Here is a 17872-nt window from a genome sequence, read left to right as displayed (position 1 = left end):
CTCACACGTCCAGCTGCGTCGAATCCAGCCCCCGCAGCCGCTCCCGCACGAAGCCCGCGTCCACCGTCACCTGGCGCCGCCGCCGCTCGGGCGCCTCGAACATGATGTCCGCCATGACGTGCTCCAGGATGGACCGCAATCCTCGAGCCCCCAGCCCCCGCTCCACGGAATAGCGCACCACCTCACGCAGGCCCGGTTCGGCGAAGTCCACCTCCAGGTCGTCCATGGACAGCAGCTCGCGGAACTCGCGCACGATGGAGTCCGGCGGCTCGGTGAGCACGCGCATCAGGTTCTCCTCGCCCAGCCGCTCCAACTGCACCACCACCGGCAGGCGGCCGAGGAACTCCGCCAGCATGCCGAAGTCCGTCAGCTGGCGGGTGCTGATGCGCTTTGGGCTGCGCGTCGCCGAGTCCTCCGCGCCAAAGCCCATGGCGCGGCTCCCTTCATCTCCGTAGTCGTGCAAGTCGCTGAACGTGCCCGCGCAAATGAAGAGAATGTCGCGCGTGTCCACCTGCACGAAGTCGCTCTTGTTCCAGGCCTGGGTGACGTTGAGGGGCACGTACACCTCGCGGCCCTCCAGCAGCTTCAGCAGCGACTGCTGGACACCCTCGCCGCCGATGTCGCGGCTGCCCGCACCGTTGCGGGCTCCCTGGGAGCGGCGGGCAATCTTGTCCACCTCGTCAATGAAGATGATGCCCCGCTGGGTGTCCTCCACGGAGTGGTTCGCCTTGAAGAGGAGGTCGGAGATCATCACCTCCACGTCCTTCCCGTAGTAGCCGGCCTCCGTGTACTCGGTGGCGTCCACGGTGGTGAACGGCACGTGGAGGATGTCCGCCAGATTGCGGGCGATGTGCGTCTTGCCGCTCCCGGTGGGCCCCATCAGCAAGATGTTGGATTTCTTGATGAGCGACGTCCGGCGCAGCCTTCGCGCCAGCAGACGCTTGAGGTGATTGTGGGCCGCAATGGCCACCGCGCGCTTGGCCCCGTCCTGGCCGATGACGAAGCGATCCAGCCGCTCGTAGATTTCCCGCGGGGTCAGCAGCGCCTCTTCCCTGCGTGCGGACGACTCCATGTACCCTCCCCTTGTTTCCACGCGTCCCTCATGACTCACGGGGAAAGGGTAGGAATTGAATGGAGGGTCGGCCCGCGGGAGGAGGAGCACCGGGCGGCCGCCCCGCCAGCCTGCCTGCCCTCCGCACAAGCGGCTGTTGAATACCGAGGGGCTTTCCGATAGTTCCCGCGCGATTCCTGTGATCGTCCGTTGTTCACGGGAGTCCACCCCATCTACCCCAGGGAGCCTCGAGACGCCGATGCCCGTAAACGCCCCTCCCCACCGCTGGACCCTTGCCGACGCGCACGAGCTGTACGGAATCCGGAACTGGGGCAACCCCTACTTCGGCATCAATGAGAAGGGCCATGTCATCGTCCATCCGGACGGTCCCCAGGCCCCGAACATGGACCTGAAGGAGCTGGTCGACGAAGTGCGCCGCCGGGGCATCGGCCTGCCGCTGCTCATCCGCTTCACGGACGTGCTGCGCCACCGCGTGGTCCACCTGAACGAGGCCTTCCGCAAGGCCATGAACGATCAGGGGTTCAAGGGCGGCTACCGCGGCGTGTACCCCATCAAGGTGAACCAGCACCGCTACGTGGTGGAGACCCTCATCGAGGCGGGCAAGGGCTACAACTACGGGCTGGAGGCCGGCAGCAAGCCGGAGCTGCTCGCGGTGATGGCGCTGCTGGAGAACGAAAACGCGCTCGTCATCTGCAACGGCTACAAGGATGAGGAGTACATCGAGACGGCGCTCTTCTACTCGCGCCTGGGCCGCAACGTCATCCTGGTGGTGGAGAAGCCCAGCGAGCTGCCGCTCATCGCGGAGGTCGCCCGGCGCACGGGCATCCCCCCCCGGCTGGGCATTCGCGTGAAGCTGTCCACGCGCGGCGCCGGCAAGTGGGAGGCCAGCGGCGGCGACCGCTCCAAGTTCGGCCTGACCTCCTCCGAGCTGATGAACTGCATCGGCTTCATGAAGGACGCGGGCCTGCTCAACTCCTTCGAGCTGCTGCACTTCCACCTGGGCAGCCAGATCTCCAACATCCGCAATGTGAAGAACGCGCTGCGTGAGGTGGGCTGCTTCTACGTGGAGGTGGCCCGTCAGGGCGCGCCGCTGAAGTACCTGGACGTGGGCGGCGGCCTGGGCGTGGACTACGACGGCTCCCAGACGAACTTCGCCTCTTCCATGAACTACACCACGGAGGAGTACGCCAACGACGTGGTGTTCGGCGTCATGGAGGCCTGCGACCGGGCCGGCGTGCCGCACCCCACGCTGGTGTCGGAGTCCGGCCGCGCCGTGGTGGCGCACCACGCGGTGCTGGTGGTGGATGTGCTGGGCACCAGTGAGTTCGGCCCGGCGCCGGTCCCCGACAAGGTGGACGAGAAGGCGCCCTCCGTGGTGCGCAACCTCTGGTCCACCTACCGCGAGGTCACCAACAAGAACCTGCTGGAGGCGTGGCACGACGCGCAGGACGCCAAGGAGGAGAGCCTCACCCTCTTCTCGCTGGGCCACCTGTCGCTGGAGCAGCGCGTGGCGGCGGAGAACATCTACTGGGCCACCTGCCACAAGATCATGCGCATCGCGCGTGAGCAGGGCGAGATTCCCGAGGAGCTGGACTCCCTGGAGAAGGCGCTCAACGACACGTATTTCTGCAACTTCTCCGTGTTCCAGTCGCTGCCGGACTCGTGGGCCATCGACCAGCTCTTCCCGATGATGCCCATCCACCGGCTGGCGGAGAAGCCGACGCGCCGCGCGACGCTGGCGGACATCACCTGCGACTCGGACGGGAAGATCGAGCACTTCATCGACAAGCGCGAGGTGAAGGACGCCCTCGAGCTGCACGCGCTCAACGATGACGACTACTACCTGGGCATCTTCATGGTGGGCGCCTACCAGGAGATCCTCGGCGACCTCCACAACCTGTTCGGCGACACGCACGCCGTGCAGGTGTCGCTGGGGCCCAACGGGGGCTACCTCATCGACAATGTGGTGGCCGGCGACACGGTGACGGAGGTGCTCAACTACGTCAGCTACACCAAGGACGACCTGGTGGCGAAGCTGCGCAAGTTCACCGAGGCCGCGCTGCGCCAGGGCCGCATCACCCTGGACGAATCGCGCAACCTGCTGCGCATGTACGAGGATGGCCTGTCCGGCTACACGTACCTGGAGCGCGAGGTGGACGCGAGCTTCGGCAGCAGCGCCAGCCAGCTCCGTCTGGTGCCCACGCCGGACGCCTCGGGCGCCCGGCCCACGACGCCGCCCGCCGGCGCTTCGGGAACGTCGGGCACCTGAGCCCCGCGCCGGAATGAAGTCCTCGCCCCCTGTCGCTCGCCGCGGCAGGGGGCTTCTTCATGCCCGGGCGTCCGTCAGTGGCCCGCGACGAGGGGCTCTCCGGTCCCGAAGGGCTGCGGCTCCTCCGCGAAGGCCACGTCGGCCGCCTGGGCCCTCAGGCGCTGGAGCACGGAGCGCTGCGCCTCGCCGCGCTGCACGAGCGACTCGAAGGGAAACACCGCGAGCCGCGCGTCTTTCACCGACACGCGCGCCAGCGTGCGCCAGAGGGACAATCGGCCATCCGTGGCCGAGCACAGGCCTTCCAACTCCAGCAGCCGGCTCAAGGGCGAATAGCGCACGAACGTGCCGTTCAACTTCAGCCGGCTCACCTTCTCCACGGCCCACGCGGCGCGCGTCTTCAGCCCATCTCGCTTCAGCTCCAGGGCGTCCATCACCGATAGCAGCGTGGTCTGGTCTTCCTTCAGCTCGGGGATGAGCGTCACCAGATAGCGGCCCAGCAGGTTGCCGTGGTTCTCCGCCTCCGTGCGGATTGCCAGCTCCAGCCCGCCCACCGAGCCCGCCAGGTGGTCATTGAGGTAGATGCCCAGCCGCTTCGCATGCATGCCGTGTCCTCCAGGACGAGCCCCGCAGCCGGGGAGGATGAACACGAAGGGGCCCACCCGCAGCATTCGCGGGCAGGCCCCCTGGAGGGCAAGCGGCCTGGCGTCCTCAGTCCGGATAGCTGAACGTCAGCGGCAGCTTCACGTCCGGGTGGAGGCTGCGGGCCACCGGGCACTCACGGCCCACCTTCTCCAGTGTGGCCCGGTGCTCGGCGGACAGGCCGGCCGGCATCTGGATGTCCAGCACCAGCTCGGCGATGCGGCGCGGCGGGGGCGACATCCGCTTCTCCACACGGGCGCTGACCTCGCCCAGGGCAATGCCTTCACGCGAGGCGAACAGGTGCATCGTCGTCACCGCGCACGACATCAGCGCCGCGCCCACCAGGTCCGTGGGCGAGAAGCTGCCACCGGTGCCGCCGTTGTCGCGCGGCGCCTCCGTCTGATTCACCGTGCCCGATGGGCCATGGGTGAGCTGCGTCTTGAACTGGGGCTGGCTGACCAGCGTCATCACCACGCCCGTGGCGGGCGTCTGCGGCGGGCTCATGTCGGCGCTCCTCGAAGCAAAAGGGCTCCGCCGACATACCACCCGAACCGCGACAGGGGCCGCTACTTGTTGCGCTTCCGGGCCGCGCCGCCGGACACCTTCGAAGGTGCCTCCGGGACGCGCTCGGGCGCGCCGAGCACCTGGGCCCGAACCTGCTCGGCTGGCAGATGAGCAGTGTCCGCCATGACACAGGACACGAAGGCCAGCTCCGCCAGGGCCCGGCGCGCGCGCTGCCGCACCGCGGGGTCCTCCGAGGCCAAGACCTCGGTGGCGGACGCCACGTAGCTGCTCGCCAATGACTCGAAGAGGTAGACCCGGTTCTCGATGGTCGTATCGGACTTCTTGCCCATAGGACTCGGACAGTAGCCACACCCAGGGTGGCGGCGGCACCCCCCATGCCGCAAGTTGGTGTGAAACCCGGCATAGGTCGCGTATGGGGAACATTCCCCCCACACCCTGGAGCCCGCCGTGATTGACCTGCACTCGCACACCACCGCCAGCGACGGTCAATATGCGCCCACGGAGCTGCTGGCGCGGGCCGCCGCCGCCGGGGTGACGGTGTTGGCGGTGACCGACCACGACACCGTCGCGGGGTTGGCCGAGGCCGAGGTCGCGGCGCGGGCCCACGGCGTGGAGTTGGTGCCGGGCATCGAAATCTCCGCGTTCATTCATGGACGCGAGTGCCACATCCTGGGGCACTTCCTGAGGCCGGACGACGAGGACATCGCTCGCTTCGCCGACCGGCTCCGGCTGGAGCGCGAGCAGCGCATGGAAGCCCTGCTGGAGCGCATGCGGCAGCTGGGCTACCCCGTGCGCATGGAGCACGTCCGGGCGGTGGCCGGCGACGCGCAGTTGGGCCGTCCCCATCTGGCCCGCGTGCTGGTGGACCGCGGCTGGGTGGTGGACGTGAAGGAGGCCTTCGACCGCTTCCTGGGCATGCGCGGCGCCGCCTGGGTGGAGCGCTTCAAGCTGGCGGGCGAGGACGCCATCCGCCTCATCCGCAACGCGGGCGGCACGGCCACCCTCGCCCACCCGGGTTCATCACGCATGGAGCGACTGGAGATCCGCGCGCTCGCCCAGGCGGGACTGGCGGGCCTCGAGGTGCTGCACGAGGACCACAACCCCAGCGTGCGTCAGAAGTATCTCGGCCTGGCCAAGGAGCTGGGCCTGGTCCCCACCGCTGGCAGCGACTTCCACGGCGAGGCCATCTCCGCCGACCACCGGCTGGGCACCGCCTCCATGCCTCCCGAGCTCTTCGCCCGCCTCAAGTCACGCGCCCAGGCCTGAACCGCCCCAGGCGGGTAAAAGTGAAAAGTCCAGGAATTTGTTAGTCTCCGGGCCTCCATGGGGTGCCCGAGCGAGACGACACTGAGCGACTTCCTCGAAGGGGCGCTCCCGGACGCGCACCGCACGCGCGTCCTGGCCCACGTGGAAGGATGTGAGCGCTGCCAGGAGCACCTGGCCCTGGGCGCCAGTGCGGCGGAGGCCGTGCCCCTGCCCGATGATGGCCCGCTGGTGACCACGGGCACCCAGCTCTCACGCTACGTGGTGCAGGAGCGCATTGGCCGGGGCGCCATGGGCGAGGTGTACGCGGCCCATGACCCGGAGCTGGACCGAAGGGTCGCGCTGAAGTTGCTGCGCCCCGAGGGCCGACACCTGGAGGAGCTGCGCTTGCGGCTGCTGCGCGAGGCTCAAGCCCTGGCCCGGCTGGCCCATCCACACGTCGTCACCGTCTACGACGTGGGCGTCTGCGAGGACTGTGTCTTCCTGGCGCTGGAGTTGGTGGAGGGCGCGTCGCTGGCGGAGTGGCTGGAGGCGCCGAGGCCCTGGCAGGACGTGGTGCGCGTCTTCGTGGACGCGGGCCGGGGACTGGCGGCCGCTCACGCCGCCGGGCTGGTCCACCGCGACTTCAAGCCGGGCAACGTGCTGGTTGGGAAGGATGGGCGCGTGCGGGTGACGGACTTCGGTCTGGCCCGGCCCTCCCACCGGCGAGTCTCGGGCCACGCCGCGCCAGTGAGCCTGGACACGGTGACGGCGCCGGCCTCGCTGGTGGACTCGCCGCTGACCCATTCGGGCGCGCTGCTGGGCACGCCCGCGTACATGGCGCCCGAGCAGCTTCAAGGTCACGGCGTGGACGCGCGCTCGGACCAGTTCAGCTTCTGCGTGGCGCTGTACGAAGCGCTCCACGGCGTGCGCCCCTTCGAGGGCCGGACGCTGGAGGCGTTGGGCCAGGCCGCGCGGGAAGGACGCATCCGCGCGCCCGAGCGCGAATCGAAAATCCCGGCCCGTGTGCGGCGCGCGGTGCTGCGGGGTTTGAGAGCCCGGCCGGAAGAGCGCTTCCCATCGATGGAGGCGCTGCTGACCGAGCTGGCCCCCCGCGCTGGAAGGCGCCTTGCCTGGGTGGGCGCCTCCGCCGCCGTGGCGTGTCTCGTAGGGCTCACCGTGGGCTACGTGGCGGCGCATCGGAGGCAGGCCCGCTGCGAGTTGGAGGCGGAGCGGCTCACCACCATCTGGGGACCGGAGCGTCGCGCGCGAATCCATGCGGCCTTCCTGGCCACGGGCAAGCCCTTCGCAGCCGCCGCGTGGGAAGCCGTCGCCAGCACGCTCGACGGACACGCGGACACGTGGCGCGAGCTGCGCACCGATGCGTGCACGGCCTCGCGCGATGACACCCACGCCTCATGGCAGACGGCCGCGTGCCTGGACACGCGGCTGTGGCACCTGGCTGCCGTCGTCGACGTGCTGGAGAAGGCGGACGCGCGAACGGTGCAGCACGCGCCGCAGATGGTGGCGTCCCTGGAGGGCGTCTCCGGCTGCCGGGATGCTCCGGAGCTGGCGAACCGGCCGCAGCCTCCGGATGCCCTGCGGCCTCGCGTGGACGCGGCGCGGCGCAAGCTGGCCGAGGCACGGGCGTACATGGACGCGGGCAACCACTCCGGCGCGTTGAAGGAGACGACGGCCTTGCTCCAGGACATCCAGGGGCTGGACTACCGGCCGCTGGAGGCAGAGGTCCTCACGCTGCACGGCTATGCCCATGGGCTCGCGGGCAAGCCCAAGGAAGCCGAGGAGCACCTCTACAAGGCGCTCTGGGCCGCCGAGGCGGGCCGCGACGACGAAACCGTGGCCCGTGTCTGGAACCTCCTCCTGTGGGTGGTGGGCGACCAGATGGCGCGCATGGACGAGGCGAACCGGCTGGTGCACCACGCCCGCGCCGCGGTGGAGCGGCTGGGCCGCGAGCGCTTCCCGCACATCGCCACCGACCTGCACCTGCGAATGGGCGGCTTGCTCCTGGTGCAGGGCAAGCTGGACGAAGCGGACGCGGAGTTCACCCAGGGACTGGAGCTGGCGCGGAGGACCGCGGGCCCCTCACGGCCTCGCGTGACGTACTTCCTCACCGGACTGGGACGCGTCCGCTCGCGGCAGCTTCGCGCGGAGGAGGCCCTGGCGCTCTACCAGGAGGCGCAGGCCTACGCGTTCCAGGAGCGACAGTGGAGCCCCGAGCACCCGGTGCTCGCGCTCAACCTCAACAACATCGCCACCGAGCTGCTTGCCCTGGGCCGCACGCAAGAAGCGCTCGACACGTTCCAACGCTCGCTGGCGCTGCTGGAGGCCGCGCGCTCCAAGGACCATGCGAGCCTGGCCGCTCCCCTCAACAACCTGGCCGGCCTGCTGCGCCGCGAGGGGCGCCTGGAGGAAGCCCGGAGCCACTATGCGCGAGCCCTGGCCATCTTCGAGCGCAGCAAGGGGACGGACCACCCCAGCACCGTCACCGCGCTCGGCGGGCTGGGCATGGTGGCCTATGACTCCAACCGGCTCGACGAGGCGCTCGCCCACAACCAGCAGGCGCTGGAGCGCATCCAACGCAGCGTGGGCCAGGACTCGCCGCGCCTGGAGATGTCGCTGCGCAACCTGGGCCTCATTCACCTGCGCGCGGGCAGGCCGGCGGCGGCGCGGCGCAACCTGACGCAGGCGCTTGGCCTCCTCCAGAAGGCGAACGGCACCGACAGCGTGGTGGCATGTGGCGTGGTGCGGGACCTGGCCCGGGTGGACCTGGAGACGGGCGCATTCCGGGCGGCGCTGACCCGCTGCCAGCGCGCCCTGGCGCTGGATGAAGCCGCGCAGGGGGACGACAGCCCGGACGTCGCGCTCGACCTCGCCTGCCTCGGAGAGGCCCACCTGAGTCTGCGCGCGCCCGAGCAAGCCGTCCCGTTGCTCGAGCGCGCACGGCGCATCCATGCTCGCGTGTGGCTGGACCGGAAGGAAGCCGCGCGAGTGTCCTTCCTCCTCGCACGGGCCCTGTGGGAACGGCCCACTCCGGAGGGACGGGAGCAGGCCACGGCCCTCGTCCGCGAGGCGAAAGCGTGGCTGGAAGCCCAGGGTCTGCGCGCCCGGCGCGAGCACGACGAACTCGAGGCGTGGCAGGCGCGGCACCTGCCCCGTGTGAGCGAGGTCACCCGATGAGCCAGGCTCCGGAAACGCTGACGCCGCTGCTGCTCGCGGGGGCCCCCGAGTCACTGCACGATACGCTGCGCTCCGCGCCCGCGCTGGAGGCCCTGCTCACGGAGCTGCTCGACCAAGGCCGTGCGGCGTGGCCCACCGTGGCGCTGGCGCCCGCGGCCCTGTTGCACCACGTGGGCCGGCACCTGCGCGCGGAAGGCCCACCCCTGGATGCGCTCAAACAGCTCCATGCCGCGGACGTCTACCTGGCGTGTGCCTGTGCCCAGGGAGAGCCCCAGGCGTTGCAGCTCTTCGAGAAGCACGTCCTCCAGAAAGCCGCCGCACGACTGTCCCGGCACCTCACGGCGATGGTGGACGAAGTGCTCCAGGTGACGCGCCAGCGGCTCCTGCTGGGCGTTCACGGCGGCGCGCCGAAAATCGCGGAGTACTCGGGCCGGGGCTCGCTGGGCGGCTGGGTGCGAATCGTCGCCTCGCGCATCGGCGGCGAGCTGCTGGAGCAGACCGGCCGCCACGAGCAGTCCTCCACACCTCCGGAGGCCTTGGAGCAGCTGTTGTCCCGGGACGACCCCGAGCGAAACGTGCTCCAGGCCCACTCCCGGCAAGCCCTGTCCGAATCCCTGCAGGCTGCGCTGGCGACGTTGTCCGAACGGGAGCGCGCGCTCTTGCGCCTGCACCATCTCCACGGCCTCACCATGGACCGCATCGCCACGCTGTACGCGGAGCCCCGCTCCAGCGTGGCACGCCACGTGGCCCAGGCCCGTGAGCGGCTCCTGAAGCAGACCCACCGAGAGCTGGCCGCTCGGCTGAAACTGGACGGGCGCGAGGTGGAGAGCCTCCTGGGCCTGGTCCAGAGCCGCCTGGACCTCAGCCTCCACCGGCTGATGAGCTGACGCGTGCCTCGACTGCCGCGCTGATTCAGGCTGCGCATTCATCGCGGGCGATGCCATCATCCAGGGAAACCCTGGACGAAAGAGCCCTCAACGATGGCGCAGAAGAAGGCGAAGCGAGCGAACCGAGACCTGGAGAAGACGTACCCGCGCAAGGACTTCGTCGCGAAGCTGCGGCGGTTGGCCGACGCCATCGAGGAGGGCAAGGCCTTCAACATCCAGGTCGCTGGCGAGCGCCTGCGCATCCCCGCCGACGCGCTCTTCAACATCGAGCACGAGCGCGAGGGCGGCGTGGACGAGGTCGAGTTCCAGCTGCGCTGGCAGCGGGAGTGAGCCTCAGTTCCGCGTCGTCTTGAAGCGGCTGGTGACGGCGGTGAGCCCCTCGGCCACCGCCTGCAGGTCCTGGGCGATGCGCGTGGTGCGTCCCGTCGCGTCCACGCCTTGCTTCACCAGCTCCGCGACGTTGCGGGCGCCCTGCACGGCCTGCTCGCTGGACTGGCGCTGCTGACGGGTGGCGATGGTGATCTGCCGCGCCGCCTCGCTGGTGCCGCGCGCCAGCTCGACGATTCGCTGGAACACGGAGGAGGCCTGCTCGGCCACCTCCACGCCCCGGTCGCTGGTGGCCATGCCCACGCGGGCCTTGGCCGCCGCTTCCTCGCCGGAGTCCTGCACCTTCTCCACGATGCGGGCGATGTCACGCGCGGATGCGGACACGTTCTCCGCCAGCTTGCGCATCTCCGCGGCCACCAGCGAGAAGCCCCGCCCCACCTCGCCCGCCTTGGTGCCCTCCAGCGCCGCGTTCAGCGCCAGCAAGTCGGAGCGCTCCGCCACCTGGTTGATGACCTGGGCAATCTTCGACACCTGCTGCAGGTCCTGGTTGAGGCCGACAATCGCGTCCGCCACGCCTTTGGACTCGGTGCGGATGTCGTTGATGCCCGCCACCACCTGCGCAACCACCGCCATGGCCTCCGCCACGGCCTCGTGGGTGCGCCGCGCGCTCGACTCCACCACCTCCGTGGAGCTGGAAATCTGCTCGGCCGTGCGGCTCAGCTCCTCGAACGTGGCGGCAATCTGCTGCGCGTACGCCGCCTGCTGGCTGATGACGTGCTCCTGGTCCGCGGACGCCCCCAACAGGCCCCGCGACGCGCCGGACAGCTGCTCCGTGCGCGAAACCATCTCCATCACCGAGGTGCGCAGCGTGCCCAGCATCTTGTTGAAGGACTGCGCCATGAGGCGCACTTCGCCCGTGGCCGGCACATCCAGCTCCCCGCGCGACATGTCGCCCCGGGCCACGTCCCGCACCACCTCCGTCACCCGGGCCACCGGTTCGGCGATGGCGCGGCTGATGAACAACGACAAGGCCAGCCCCAGCACCAGCGCGCCCGCCAGTCCGGCCAGCACCGCGCCCCGCATGTCATCCACCGAGCTGAGCGCTTCCTGGACGCCGAAGCCCGCCACGTAGATGCGCTCACCACTGGCGCAGCGGACCGACACCTCGTCGTGTTGGGTGGACGTGGCGCAGCCCTCCAGCCCCTCCACGCCGAGCGAGCGGATGGCCGTGGGAATGGAGCCGCGCCCATGGAGCACGGTGCCTTCCGCCGACACCAGCCCCTGGTAGCGCAGGGTGAAGCCGCTGCGCTCGTTCAGCGCCTCCGGGGCCTCCAGCATCGACAACACGTCCCGCACCCGGGCCGTGGATTCCGGCGTGCTGTCCGCGGACAGGAGCGCGGGGTGCTGCGATATCAGCCGCGCCACCACCCGCACCCGCTTCTGCAGCAATTCCAGCGTGACTTCCCGCTGGTGCATGGGGAAGTACACGACGCAGAAGCTCACCACCGCCAGGCACGGCACGAGCACCGCGATGGCCACCTGCGTCCGCAAGCCGAGCCGGCCCCACATGCTTGCCATCTCCCCGGTGAGAAAGTTCCACGCCGGATGGATACCGACGGTTCTCGGACGGTAGGCGTCCCTTCGCGGAGCGTCAAACCGGCCGACCAGACCGGAGCCCTGCGGGCGGCTGATCCACGCCAGGCGCGCCCCGGGGTCCCATGAACACCGCTTTTCGCCGTCATCTCAAGGGGTTGGCGCGCTGCTCCCTGGACTTTCCCTTTGACATTGCGAGCACGGTGTCATTAGGTTCCGCGCGCGATGACTCCGACTCCCCTCACGCCATACCTGCCGCTGGCCGTCGTCCTGCTGCTGGCGGGTGGCATGGCGATGCTCATTCCCCAGATCACCACGCGGCTGGGTCCTCGCCGCCCGAGCGCCATCAAGGCGACCAGCTTCGAGGCCGGCTCCGAGTCGAGCGGCCCGGCGCGGCAGCGCTTCGCGGTGAAGTTCTACGTCGTGGCCCTGCTGTTCATCGTGTTCGACGTGGAAGCGGTGTTCCTGTACCCCTGGGCGGTGAACTTCCAGGCGCTCGGCTGGTTCGGGTACGTGGAGATGCTGGTTTTCGCCGTGACGCTGGTGGTCGGCCTTATCTACATCTGGAAGAAGGGCGCCCTGGACTGGGAGAGCTGAGACATCATGGCTGACGCTGACCTCGCAAACATCGTGACGACCCGCCGTGACGAGTCCATGGGCTGGCTCCAGTCCATCGTCTCGAAGGGCCTGGGTTGGGCGCGCAAGTACTCGCTCTTCACCTATCCGTACGCCACGGCCTGCTGCGGCATGGAGTACATGTCCGTGGCCGCCAGCCGGCACGACATCTCCCGCTTCGGCGCGGAGTTCCCCCGCTTCTCGCCGCGCCAGGCGGACCTGCTGATGGTGGTGGGCACCATCAACCTGAAGCAGGCCCCCATCCTCAAGCGCGTCTATGAGCAGATGGCCGAGCCCAAGTGGGTCGTGGCCTTCGGCGTGTGCGCGTCCTCGGGCGGCTTCTACGACAACTACGCGGTGCTCCAGGGCATCGACCGCATCATCCCGGTGGACGTCTACATCCCCGGCTGCCCTCCGCGCCCGGAGCAGGTGCTCGACGGCCTGATGCTGCTGCAGGACAAGATTGGCAACCAGGTCCACCGCATCGCGGACCGCGAGGAGGCCAACCCCACGGCCGCGCGGCACAACCTGCTGCTGTCCATGAACAAGTAACGCGCCCCACGCGCGGTACCGCCAGGGCCCCGCCCGCTTCCCGCCTCAGTCGGTGGAAGCGCCGGGGCCTTGGTATTTCTGGCGCCACTACCAGCGGTGGTACGCGGGGTGGCCCGGCTTCACGGCGACGAAGGTGCCCCGGCAGGTGGCCGTCACCTTCCCTCCCGCGGTGAGCGTGCCTTCGATGACGGCGCGGTCCCCCTGGATGTCCACCGGCTTCGCCTCCAGGCGCAGCGGCCCGGCCATGGGCGTGGGACGCTTGAGGGTGATGGCGTACTCGGCGGTGACGGTGCACGGCGGCGCGTCCCCGCCCTGCGCGCGCATCAGGTGGTAGGCCGCTGTCCAGTTGCAGTGACAGTCCAGCAGCGTGCCGACGATGCCGCCGCTGAGCACGCCGTCGAAGGCGTGGTGGTGCTCTTGCGGCGTCCACTCCGCGACGACGGCATCACCCTCCACGCGGCTGCGGATGCGCAGGCCCTGGGCGTTGGCCGGGCCGCATCCGAAGCAGCTGTTTTGGGGCGCGTAGCGTTCCTGAAGGCTCTGGGTGTCCGGAGTCGTCGACATGGCCGGCCACCTTACGCCAGCCTCCCGCCGCCGTCCGACCCTGCACGCGGTCGAACCACGCCTCCAGCGCCAGGGCGTCCGGCCCTTCACAGTCGCCCTGGCAGGCGCGAAGCACCGTGCCGTTGGCCTGGGGCCGGTCCACCCACCAGCGCTGGCCGTCGAAGGCGCCCACGTCCTTCTCCTGGAGGATGCGGGCGTGGGCCGCGGGCCCCATCTCCACCACGCCATCCGGACGGATGCGGTACGCGTCGAAGGAGCGAGGCGCCCCCGGCCAGTGCCCCGGGTCGAACACCTCCGGCAGCACATGGGTGAAGCCCGTCTCCGCGTACAGCGACAGTGGGCCCAGGTCCTCGCCGCGCAGCAGCGGCGCCAGCGACACGCCGTCCACATCCGACAGGCCCGGCAGCCCGGACAGCTCCAGCAGCGTGGGCCCCACGTCCACCAACCGCACCAGCGAATCCACCAGGGCTGGCGTCGTCCCCCGCCCCTTGGGCGGCTTCACCGCCAGGAGGATGCGGTTCTCCTCCTCCGACAGCCGCGCGCCATGCACCGGCGTGGCGCCCGCGAGGTCCTCGCGGTCCGCGTGGAAGCTCTCGCCATGGTCCGACAGCAGGAGGATGAGCGCATCGTCATAGCGCCCGGAGCGGCGCAGCGCGTCCAGCAGCGTCCCCACCTGCGCGTCCGCCTGTGCAATCAGCTCGTCGTAGAGCGCCTCCGCGCCCGCCCGGTTCCAGCCGCCCTTCGCGCCTGGAGACACCGGGGCGAAGTGCATGCGCAGCCGGCGCTCCAGCGGCTCCGAGGCGGGCACGAAGCGGCGATAGAACGGATGCACCGGGTCGCCCGGGAAGTGCGCCGCCGTCGCATGGAAGGCGAACAACGTGGGGCCCTGGCTCGCCTCGTCCACCAGCCGCGAGGCCAGCCGCTCCGCGTAGCCCATGGGGTCATGGATGCCGGCCAGCGCGCGGTTGTCGATGAACTCGGGCAACCAGGCGGCGCCCAACGCGTGGTCGGCGAACATGCCCAGCGCGCGGTAACGCAGCTTCTCCAGGAGGAAATTCACCGCCCCGCGCGGCGGCTGCAGGCGCGTCTCGAAGCCGGACGCGGGCCCCTCCGCGTGGAAGCGCGAGCAGTCGGTGGCGAACACCGTGCGCCACCCCGCCTGGGAGAAGGACTCCGCGAAGGTTCGCTGGAGCTGCATCCGCGAGTCGGACGTCAGCGAGTAGCGCACGCCCGTCTCGTGCGGCCACCGCGCGGTGAGCAGCGAACGCCACGCGGGCTCCGTCTGAGCAATGGGTGTGTACGCGCGGGTGAAGAGCGTGGCCTCCTCCAGCAGGCGCTCCACATGGGGCGCCACCTCGCCCGAGCCCCCCTGCGACTTCAGCCGGTCCGGCCGGAACGCATCGATGCCGATGACGACCACCAGCGGATGCTCGGGCGCGCCGCGTCCAGCCATCCCCTTCCCCACCGCCAGCAGCCCCGCCATGCCCGCCAGCGCCGCGCCTGCCCATCCCGCGCGTCGCCACTGCCGCGTGCGCGCCACCCACACCGCCGCGTGCGCCACCAGCCAGGCCGCCAGCACCGCGCGGGGATGCCAGGGCTCGCCATGATCCACCAGCCAGGCCAGCAGGGACCGGAGCGCGGGCAGGTCATCGAACAGGGCCGGACGCGCGATGGCCCGGTCCCACGCCAGCAGCACGAACAGCAGCAGCCCCTGCCCCAACGTCGCCCACGCGCCGCCCCGTCCCCAGGCACGCGCAAGCAATGTCCCCGCCACGGCCAGCACCATGCCGGCCACGGCATACACGGCCGCGATCCGCAACAGCAGGCCAGGGAGGACAGGCCGCACGGCCGCCATCAACGCGGCGTAGGGGCCATCCACCGGGATGTCCATGCCCACGACACCCGAGCGCAGCAGCAGCCACGACTCGGCGGCGAACAGCAACACACCCAGCACGGCCCCCACGAGCAGGCGCGGCCACCAGGAACGGAGAATGCCGGAAGGGGGGGATTCGGGCATGACCTCCTCTTCTATACCCGATTGAAACAGGCGTGTGCCGGTCGGACGACCGCCCCTCGCCAACGTGCGCTCCGCGCGAGGGCCTTGCAGAATGGACGGCCTTGACTCCGCCTCGACGGGCAGCCAGCGAGGCCCTGCATCACCTCACGGTGCTCATCCCGATGACAGCCGGGACCTTCGCCTGGATGCCGGCGGCCCCCACCTTGGTGCCCCGCTAGCGACTGCCCGTGGCCACCTTTGCGCCCAGTGTAGGACACCCCGGAGTCGCGCTCGCGGCCGGCTGATCCACCCCCTGTCCGGGCCGCCGCCCATCCTCCCACCCGGTTTCGCGCAACGCCCGCTTCTGGGCCTCCTAAGTGGGCTACATGGTTGAGGGTTTACGTTGACGCACCCGCCGAGGGCTCCTTATAAAGCCGCGGATTCTTCTCCCTTAGTCATTGGGGCACCCTTGAGCACTTTCGCGTTGGACAGGGTCTCCGCCCAGCTCCCAGAGGCGGTGGCGGATCGCTACGTGGATCGGACCGGAGGCGCCTGGGCCGTCATCCATGCAGACTCGCTCCCGAAGGTCGCCGCGTTCCTGAAGAACGACCCGGAGCTGGAGTTCAAGCTGTTCGGCTCCATCGACGCCGTGGATCGGCTGCACCTGGCGGAGAACGACCCTCGCTTCGAGGTCGTCTACTTCCTCTACTCCCTCAAGCGGCACGAGCACGTGCGGCTCAAGGTGCGGGTGAGCGAAGCCAACCCGGTGGTGCCCACCCTGGTGCCGCTCTTCCGCGGCGCCAACTGGTGGGAGCGGCTGACCTTCGACTTCTACGGCATCCGCTTCGACGGGCACCCGGACCTGCGCCGCATCCTCCTCTACGACGAGTTCGAGGGGCACCCCCTGCGCAAGGACTACGCGCTGCGTGACCGGCAGCCGCTCATCCCCGAGCGCCCCATCAAGGACATCTTCCGCGGTCCCGGCACCAGCGGGCTCTCCTGAGCGAGGACATCCATGGCTGACACCCTCAAGCCCGAAGCGCCGAACCCCGACACCGACGCGTACGCCCACGAGTCGGAGCTGGACGCCCACCTCCAGACCAAGCGGATGGTCATCAACATGGGCCCCTCCCACCCGGCCACGCACGGCACCGTGCGGCTGAAGGTGGAGCTCGAGGGTGAGACGATCGTCAAGATCGACCCTGAGATCGGCTTCCTGCACCGCGGCTTCCAGAAGAGCTGCGAGAACGTCACGTGGACGCAGTGCCTGCCCTACACGGACCGGCTCAACTACCTGTCCGCGATGATGAACAACTTCGGGTTCCTCAACGCCGTGGAGAAGCTCATCGGCCTGGAGATTCCCGAGCGCGCCCAGTACATCCGCGTCATCGGCTCCGAGCTCCACCGCCTGACGGACCACCTGACGTGCGTGGGCGCCACCGGCCTGGAGATGGGCGGCTTCGCGCCGTTCCTCCTCGCCATGGAGTTCCGCGAGCTGCTCCATGACCGCACCGCCGAGCTGACCGGCGCGCGCCTCACCACCAGCTTCGGCCGCGTGGGTGGCAGCAACCGCGACCTGCCCGAGGGCTGGATTCCCCGCGTCCACAAGACGCTGGACCAGGGCCTGGCGCTGCTCGACGAGATGGAAGGCCTGCTGACGAACAACCGAATCTTCGTGGACCGCACGAAGGGCACGGGTGTCATCAGCGCCGAGGACGCCATCGAGTTCGGCTACACCGGCCCCGCCCTGCGCGCGTGCGGCGTGGACTACGACATCCGCAAGACGAAGCCCTACTGGGTCTACGACCGGTTCGACTTCGACATCCCGGTGGGCGAGCACGGCGACAACTACGACCGCTACCTGGTCCGGCTCGAGGAGATGCGTCAGTCCATCCGCATCCTGCGCCAGGCCATGGACACCATCCCCGCGGGCCCCATCATTGTGGATGACTGGCGCATCGCGCTGCCGCCCAAGCCCGAGGTCTACGGCACCATCGAAGGCGTGATGTCGCACTTCAAGCTGGTGATGGAGGGCATCCAGGTGCCCGCCGGTGAGGTGTACGACGCCACCGAGGCCTCCAACGGCGAGCTGGGCTGGTACCTGGTGAGCGACGGCCGCGGCCGTCCCTACAAGGTCCACGTTCGCGCCCCGGGCTTCCCGGTGCTCGCGGCCGTCCCCCACATCATCGAAGGCAAGATGCTGGCGGACCTCATCCCTACGTTTGACACCATCAACATGATCGGCGGCGAGGTCGAGCAGTGAGCGACAACGACACGAAGAAGCCCACCGGTGATGCGCAGCCGCCTCCGAAGGGGGCGCCTACGGACACGCCCGCGGCCAAGATTGGCCCCGAGCCGTCCAACCCGCCCGCCGGCGCGAAGCTGGACAACCC

Annotated in this window: 16 protein-coding genes; 9 read left to right on the top strand and 7 right to left on the bottom strand. The window is 69.7% G+C overall.

Annotated elements, in window-relative coordinates; all coding sequences use genetic code 11:
- Position 1 precedes the first annotated feature (1 nt).
- Positions 2–1072 (bottom strand): ATP-dependent Clp protease ATP-binding subunit ClpX, encoded by a 1071-nt coding sequence (clpX, locus tag FMP39_RS10420; protein ID WP_141589769.1) that lies wholly within the window; start codon positions 1070–1072, stop codon positions 2–4.
- 238 nt (positions 1073–1310) lie between these two features.
- Here clpX and speA point away from each other — a divergent pair, with 238 nt between their 5' ends.
- Positions 1311–3341: a biosynthetic arginine decarboxylase gene (gene speA / locus FMP39_RS10415; RefSeq protein ID WP_194858337.1), complete on the top strand. Its 2031-nt coding sequence runs from the start codon at positions 1311–1313 to the stop codon at positions 3339–3341.
- A gap of 74 nt (positions 3342–3415) precedes the next feature.
- Here speA and FMP39_RS10410 read toward each other — a convergent pair whose 3' ends face one another.
- The 3 genes from FMP39_RS10410 to FMP39_RS10400 all read right to left on the bottom strand — a co-directional run bounded on the left by FMP39_RS10410 (position 3416) and on the right by FMP39_RS10400 (position 4834).
- On the bottom strand, positions 3416–3943 hold the full coding sequence (locus FMP39_RS10410; protein WP_228557852.1) for a hypothetical protein: 528 nt from the start codon (positions 3941–3943) through the stop codon (positions 3416–3418).
- A gap of 106 nt (positions 3944–4049) precedes the next feature.
- Positions 4050–4484 (bottom strand): OsmC family protein, encoded by a 435-nt coding sequence (locus FMP39_RS10405; RefSeq protein WP_011552807.1) that lies wholly within the window; start codon positions 4482–4484, stop codon positions 4050–4052.
- Positions 4485–4546: 62 nt separating this feature from the next.
- Positions 4547–4834, bottom strand: a complete 288-nt coding sequence (locus FMP39_RS10400; RefSeq protein ID WP_141589767.1) for a hypothetical protein — start codon at positions 4832–4834, stop codon at positions 4547–4549.
- 118 nt (positions 4835–4952) lie between these two features.
- On the opposite strand from FMP39_RS10400, the gene FMP39_RS10395 reads away from it, so the two are divergent.
- The 4 genes from FMP39_RS10395 to FMP39_RS10380 all read left to right on the top strand — a co-directional run bounded on the left by FMP39_RS10395 (position 4953) and on the right by FMP39_RS10380 (position 10162).
- Positions 4953–5771, top strand: coding sequence for a PHP domain-containing protein (locus tag FMP39_RS10395; RefSeq protein WP_141589766.1), 819 nt, complete (start codon positions 4953–4955; stop codon positions 5769–5771).
- A gap of 57 nt (positions 5772–5828) precedes the next feature.
- Positions 5829–8945 (top strand): tetratricopeptide repeat protein, encoded by a 3117-nt coding sequence (locus FMP39_RS10390; RefSeq protein WP_141589765.1) that lies wholly within the window; start codon positions 5829–5831, stop codon positions 8943–8945.
- The gene (locus FMP39_RS10385; protein ID WP_141589764.1) at positions 8942–9832 is read left to right on the top strand and encodes a sigma-70 family RNA polymerase sigma factor; all 891 of its coding nucleotides are present in this window, start codon (positions 8942–8944) and stop codon (positions 9830–9832) included. The genes FMP39_RS10390 and FMP39_RS10385 overlap by 4 nt, the downstream gene beginning before the upstream one ends.
- A 93-nt stretch (positions 9833–9925) precedes the next feature.
- The gene (locus FMP39_RS10380) at positions 9926–10162 is read left to right on the top strand and encodes an amphi-Trp domain-containing protein (RefSeq protein WP_090488968.1); all 237 of its coding nucleotides are present in this window, start codon (positions 9926–9928) and stop codon (positions 10160–10162) included.
- Between the two features lie 3 nt (positions 10163–10165).
- Here FMP39_RS10380 and FMP39_RS10375 read toward each other — a convergent pair whose 3' ends face one another.
- Positions 10166–11728: a methyl-accepting chemotaxis protein gene (locus FMP39_RS10375; protein ID WP_194858336.1), complete on the bottom strand. Its 1563-nt coding sequence runs from the start codon at positions 11726–11728 to the stop codon at positions 10166–10168.
- Positions 11729–11977: 249 nt separating this feature from the next.
- Here FMP39_RS10375 and FMP39_RS10370 point away from each other — a divergent pair, with 249 nt between their 5' ends.
- Positions 11978–12349, top strand: coding sequence for an NADH-quinone oxidoreductase subunit A (locus FMP39_RS10370; protein WP_011552801.1), 372 nt, complete (start codon positions 11978–11980; stop codon positions 12347–12349).
- Between the two features lie 6 nt (positions 12350–12355).
- The gene (locus tag FMP39_RS10365; protein WP_013939311.1) at positions 12356–12919 is read left to right on the top strand and encodes an NADH-quinone oxidoreductase subunit B; all 564 of its coding nucleotides are present in this window, start codon (positions 12356–12358) and stop codon (positions 12917–12919) included.
- Positions 12920–13006: 87 nt separating this feature from the next.
- Here the strand turns inward: FMP39_RS10365 and FMP39_RS10360 are convergent, their stop codons facing one another.
- Together FMP39_RS10360 and FMP39_RS10355 are read right to left on the bottom strand one after the other, a co-directional pair.
- A complete protein-coding gene (locus FMP39_RS10360; RefSeq protein ID WP_194858335.1) occupies positions 13007–13375 on the bottom strand; it encodes a PaaI family thioesterase in 369 nt (122 codons plus the stop codon).
- Positions 13365–15500 (bottom strand): sulfatase-like hydrolase/transferase, encoded by a 2136-nt coding sequence (locus FMP39_RS10355; RefSeq protein ID WP_141589761.1) that lies wholly within the window; start codon positions 15498–15500, stop codon positions 13365–13367. Before FMP39_RS10355 ends, FMP39_RS10360 begins: the two co-directional genes overlap by 11 nt.
- 463 nt (positions 15501–15963) lie before the next feature.
- Here FMP39_RS10355 and FMP39_RS10350 point away from each other — a divergent pair, with 463 nt between their 5' ends.
- Both FMP39_RS10350 and nuoD read left to right on the top strand, forming a co-directional pair.
- Positions 15964–16482, top strand: a complete 519-nt coding sequence (locus FMP39_RS10350; RefSeq protein ID WP_020478794.1) for an NADH-quinone oxidoreductase subunit C — start codon at positions 15964–15966, stop codon at positions 16480–16482.
- 12 nt (positions 16483–16494) lie between these two features.
- Positions 16495–17742, top strand: coding sequence for an NADH dehydrogenase (quinone) subunit D (gene nuoD, locus FMP39_RS10345; protein ID WP_090488985.1), 1248 nt, complete (start codon positions 16495–16497; stop codon positions 17740–17742).
- Positions 17743–17872: the final 130 nt, after the last annotated feature.

Source organism: Myxococcus sp. AB056 (assembly GCF_006547365.1).
Taxonomy (GTDB): Bacteria; Myxococcota; Myxococcia; order Myxococcales; family Myxococcaceae; genus Myxococcus; species Myxococcus virescens.
Note: the sequence above shows the minus strand (reverse complement) of the source record. Positions and strands in the feature narration are given on the sequence as shown.

Bases quoted from the DNA above. Each gene is read 5' to 3' on its own strand.
- clpX (WP_141589769.1), bottom strand. From the start codon at position 1,072: ATGGAGTCGTCCGCACGCAGGGAAGAGGCGCTGCTGACCCCGCGGGAA.
- speA (WP_194858337.1), top strand. From the start codon at position 1,311: ATGCCCGTAAACGCCCCTCCCCACCGCTGGACCCTTGCCGACGCGCAC.
- FMP39_RS10410 (WP_228557852.1), bottom strand. From the start codon at position 3,943: ATGCATGCGAAGCGGCTGGGCATCTACCTCAATGACCACCTGGCGGGC.
- FMP39_RS10405 (WP_011552807.1), bottom strand. From the start codon at position 4,484: ATGAGCCCGCCGCAGACGCCCGCCACGGGCGTGGTGATGACGCTGGTC.
- FMP39_RS10400 (WP_141589767.1), bottom strand. From the start codon at position 4,834: ATGGGCAAGAAGTCCGATACGACCATCGAGAACCGGGTCTACCTCTTC.
- FMP39_RS10390 (WP_141589765.1), top strand. From the start codon at position 5,829: ATGGGGTGCCCGAGCGAGACGACACTGAGCGACTTCCTCGAAGGGGCG.
- FMP39_RS10385 (WP_141589764.1), top strand. From the start codon at position 8,942: ATGAGCCAGGCTCCGGAAACGCTGACGCCGCTGCTGCTCGCGGGGGCC.
- FMP39_RS10380 (WP_090488968.1), top strand. From the start codon at position 9,926: ATGGCGCAGAAGAAGGCGAAGCGAGCGAACCGAGACCTGGAGAAGACG.
- FMP39_RS10375 (WP_194858336.1), bottom strand. From the start codon at position 11,728: ATGTGGGGCCGGCTCGGCTTGCGGACGCAGGTGGCCATCGCGGTGCTC.
- FMP39_RS10370 (WP_011552801.1), top strand. From the start codon at position 11,978: ATGACTCCGACTCCCCTCACGCCATACCTGCCGCTGGCCGTCGTCCTG.
- FMP39_RS10365 (WP_013939311.1), top strand. From the start codon at position 12,356: ATGGCTGACGCTGACCTCGCAAACATCGTGACGACCCGCCGTGACGAG.
- FMP39_RS10355 (WP_141589761.1), bottom strand. From the start codon at position 15,500: ATGCCCGAATCCCCCCCTTCCGGCATTCTCCGTTCCTGGTGGCCGCGC.
- nuoD (WP_090488985.1), top strand. From the start codon at position 16,495: ATGGCTGACACCCTCAAGCCCGAAGCGCCGAACCCCGACACCGACGCG.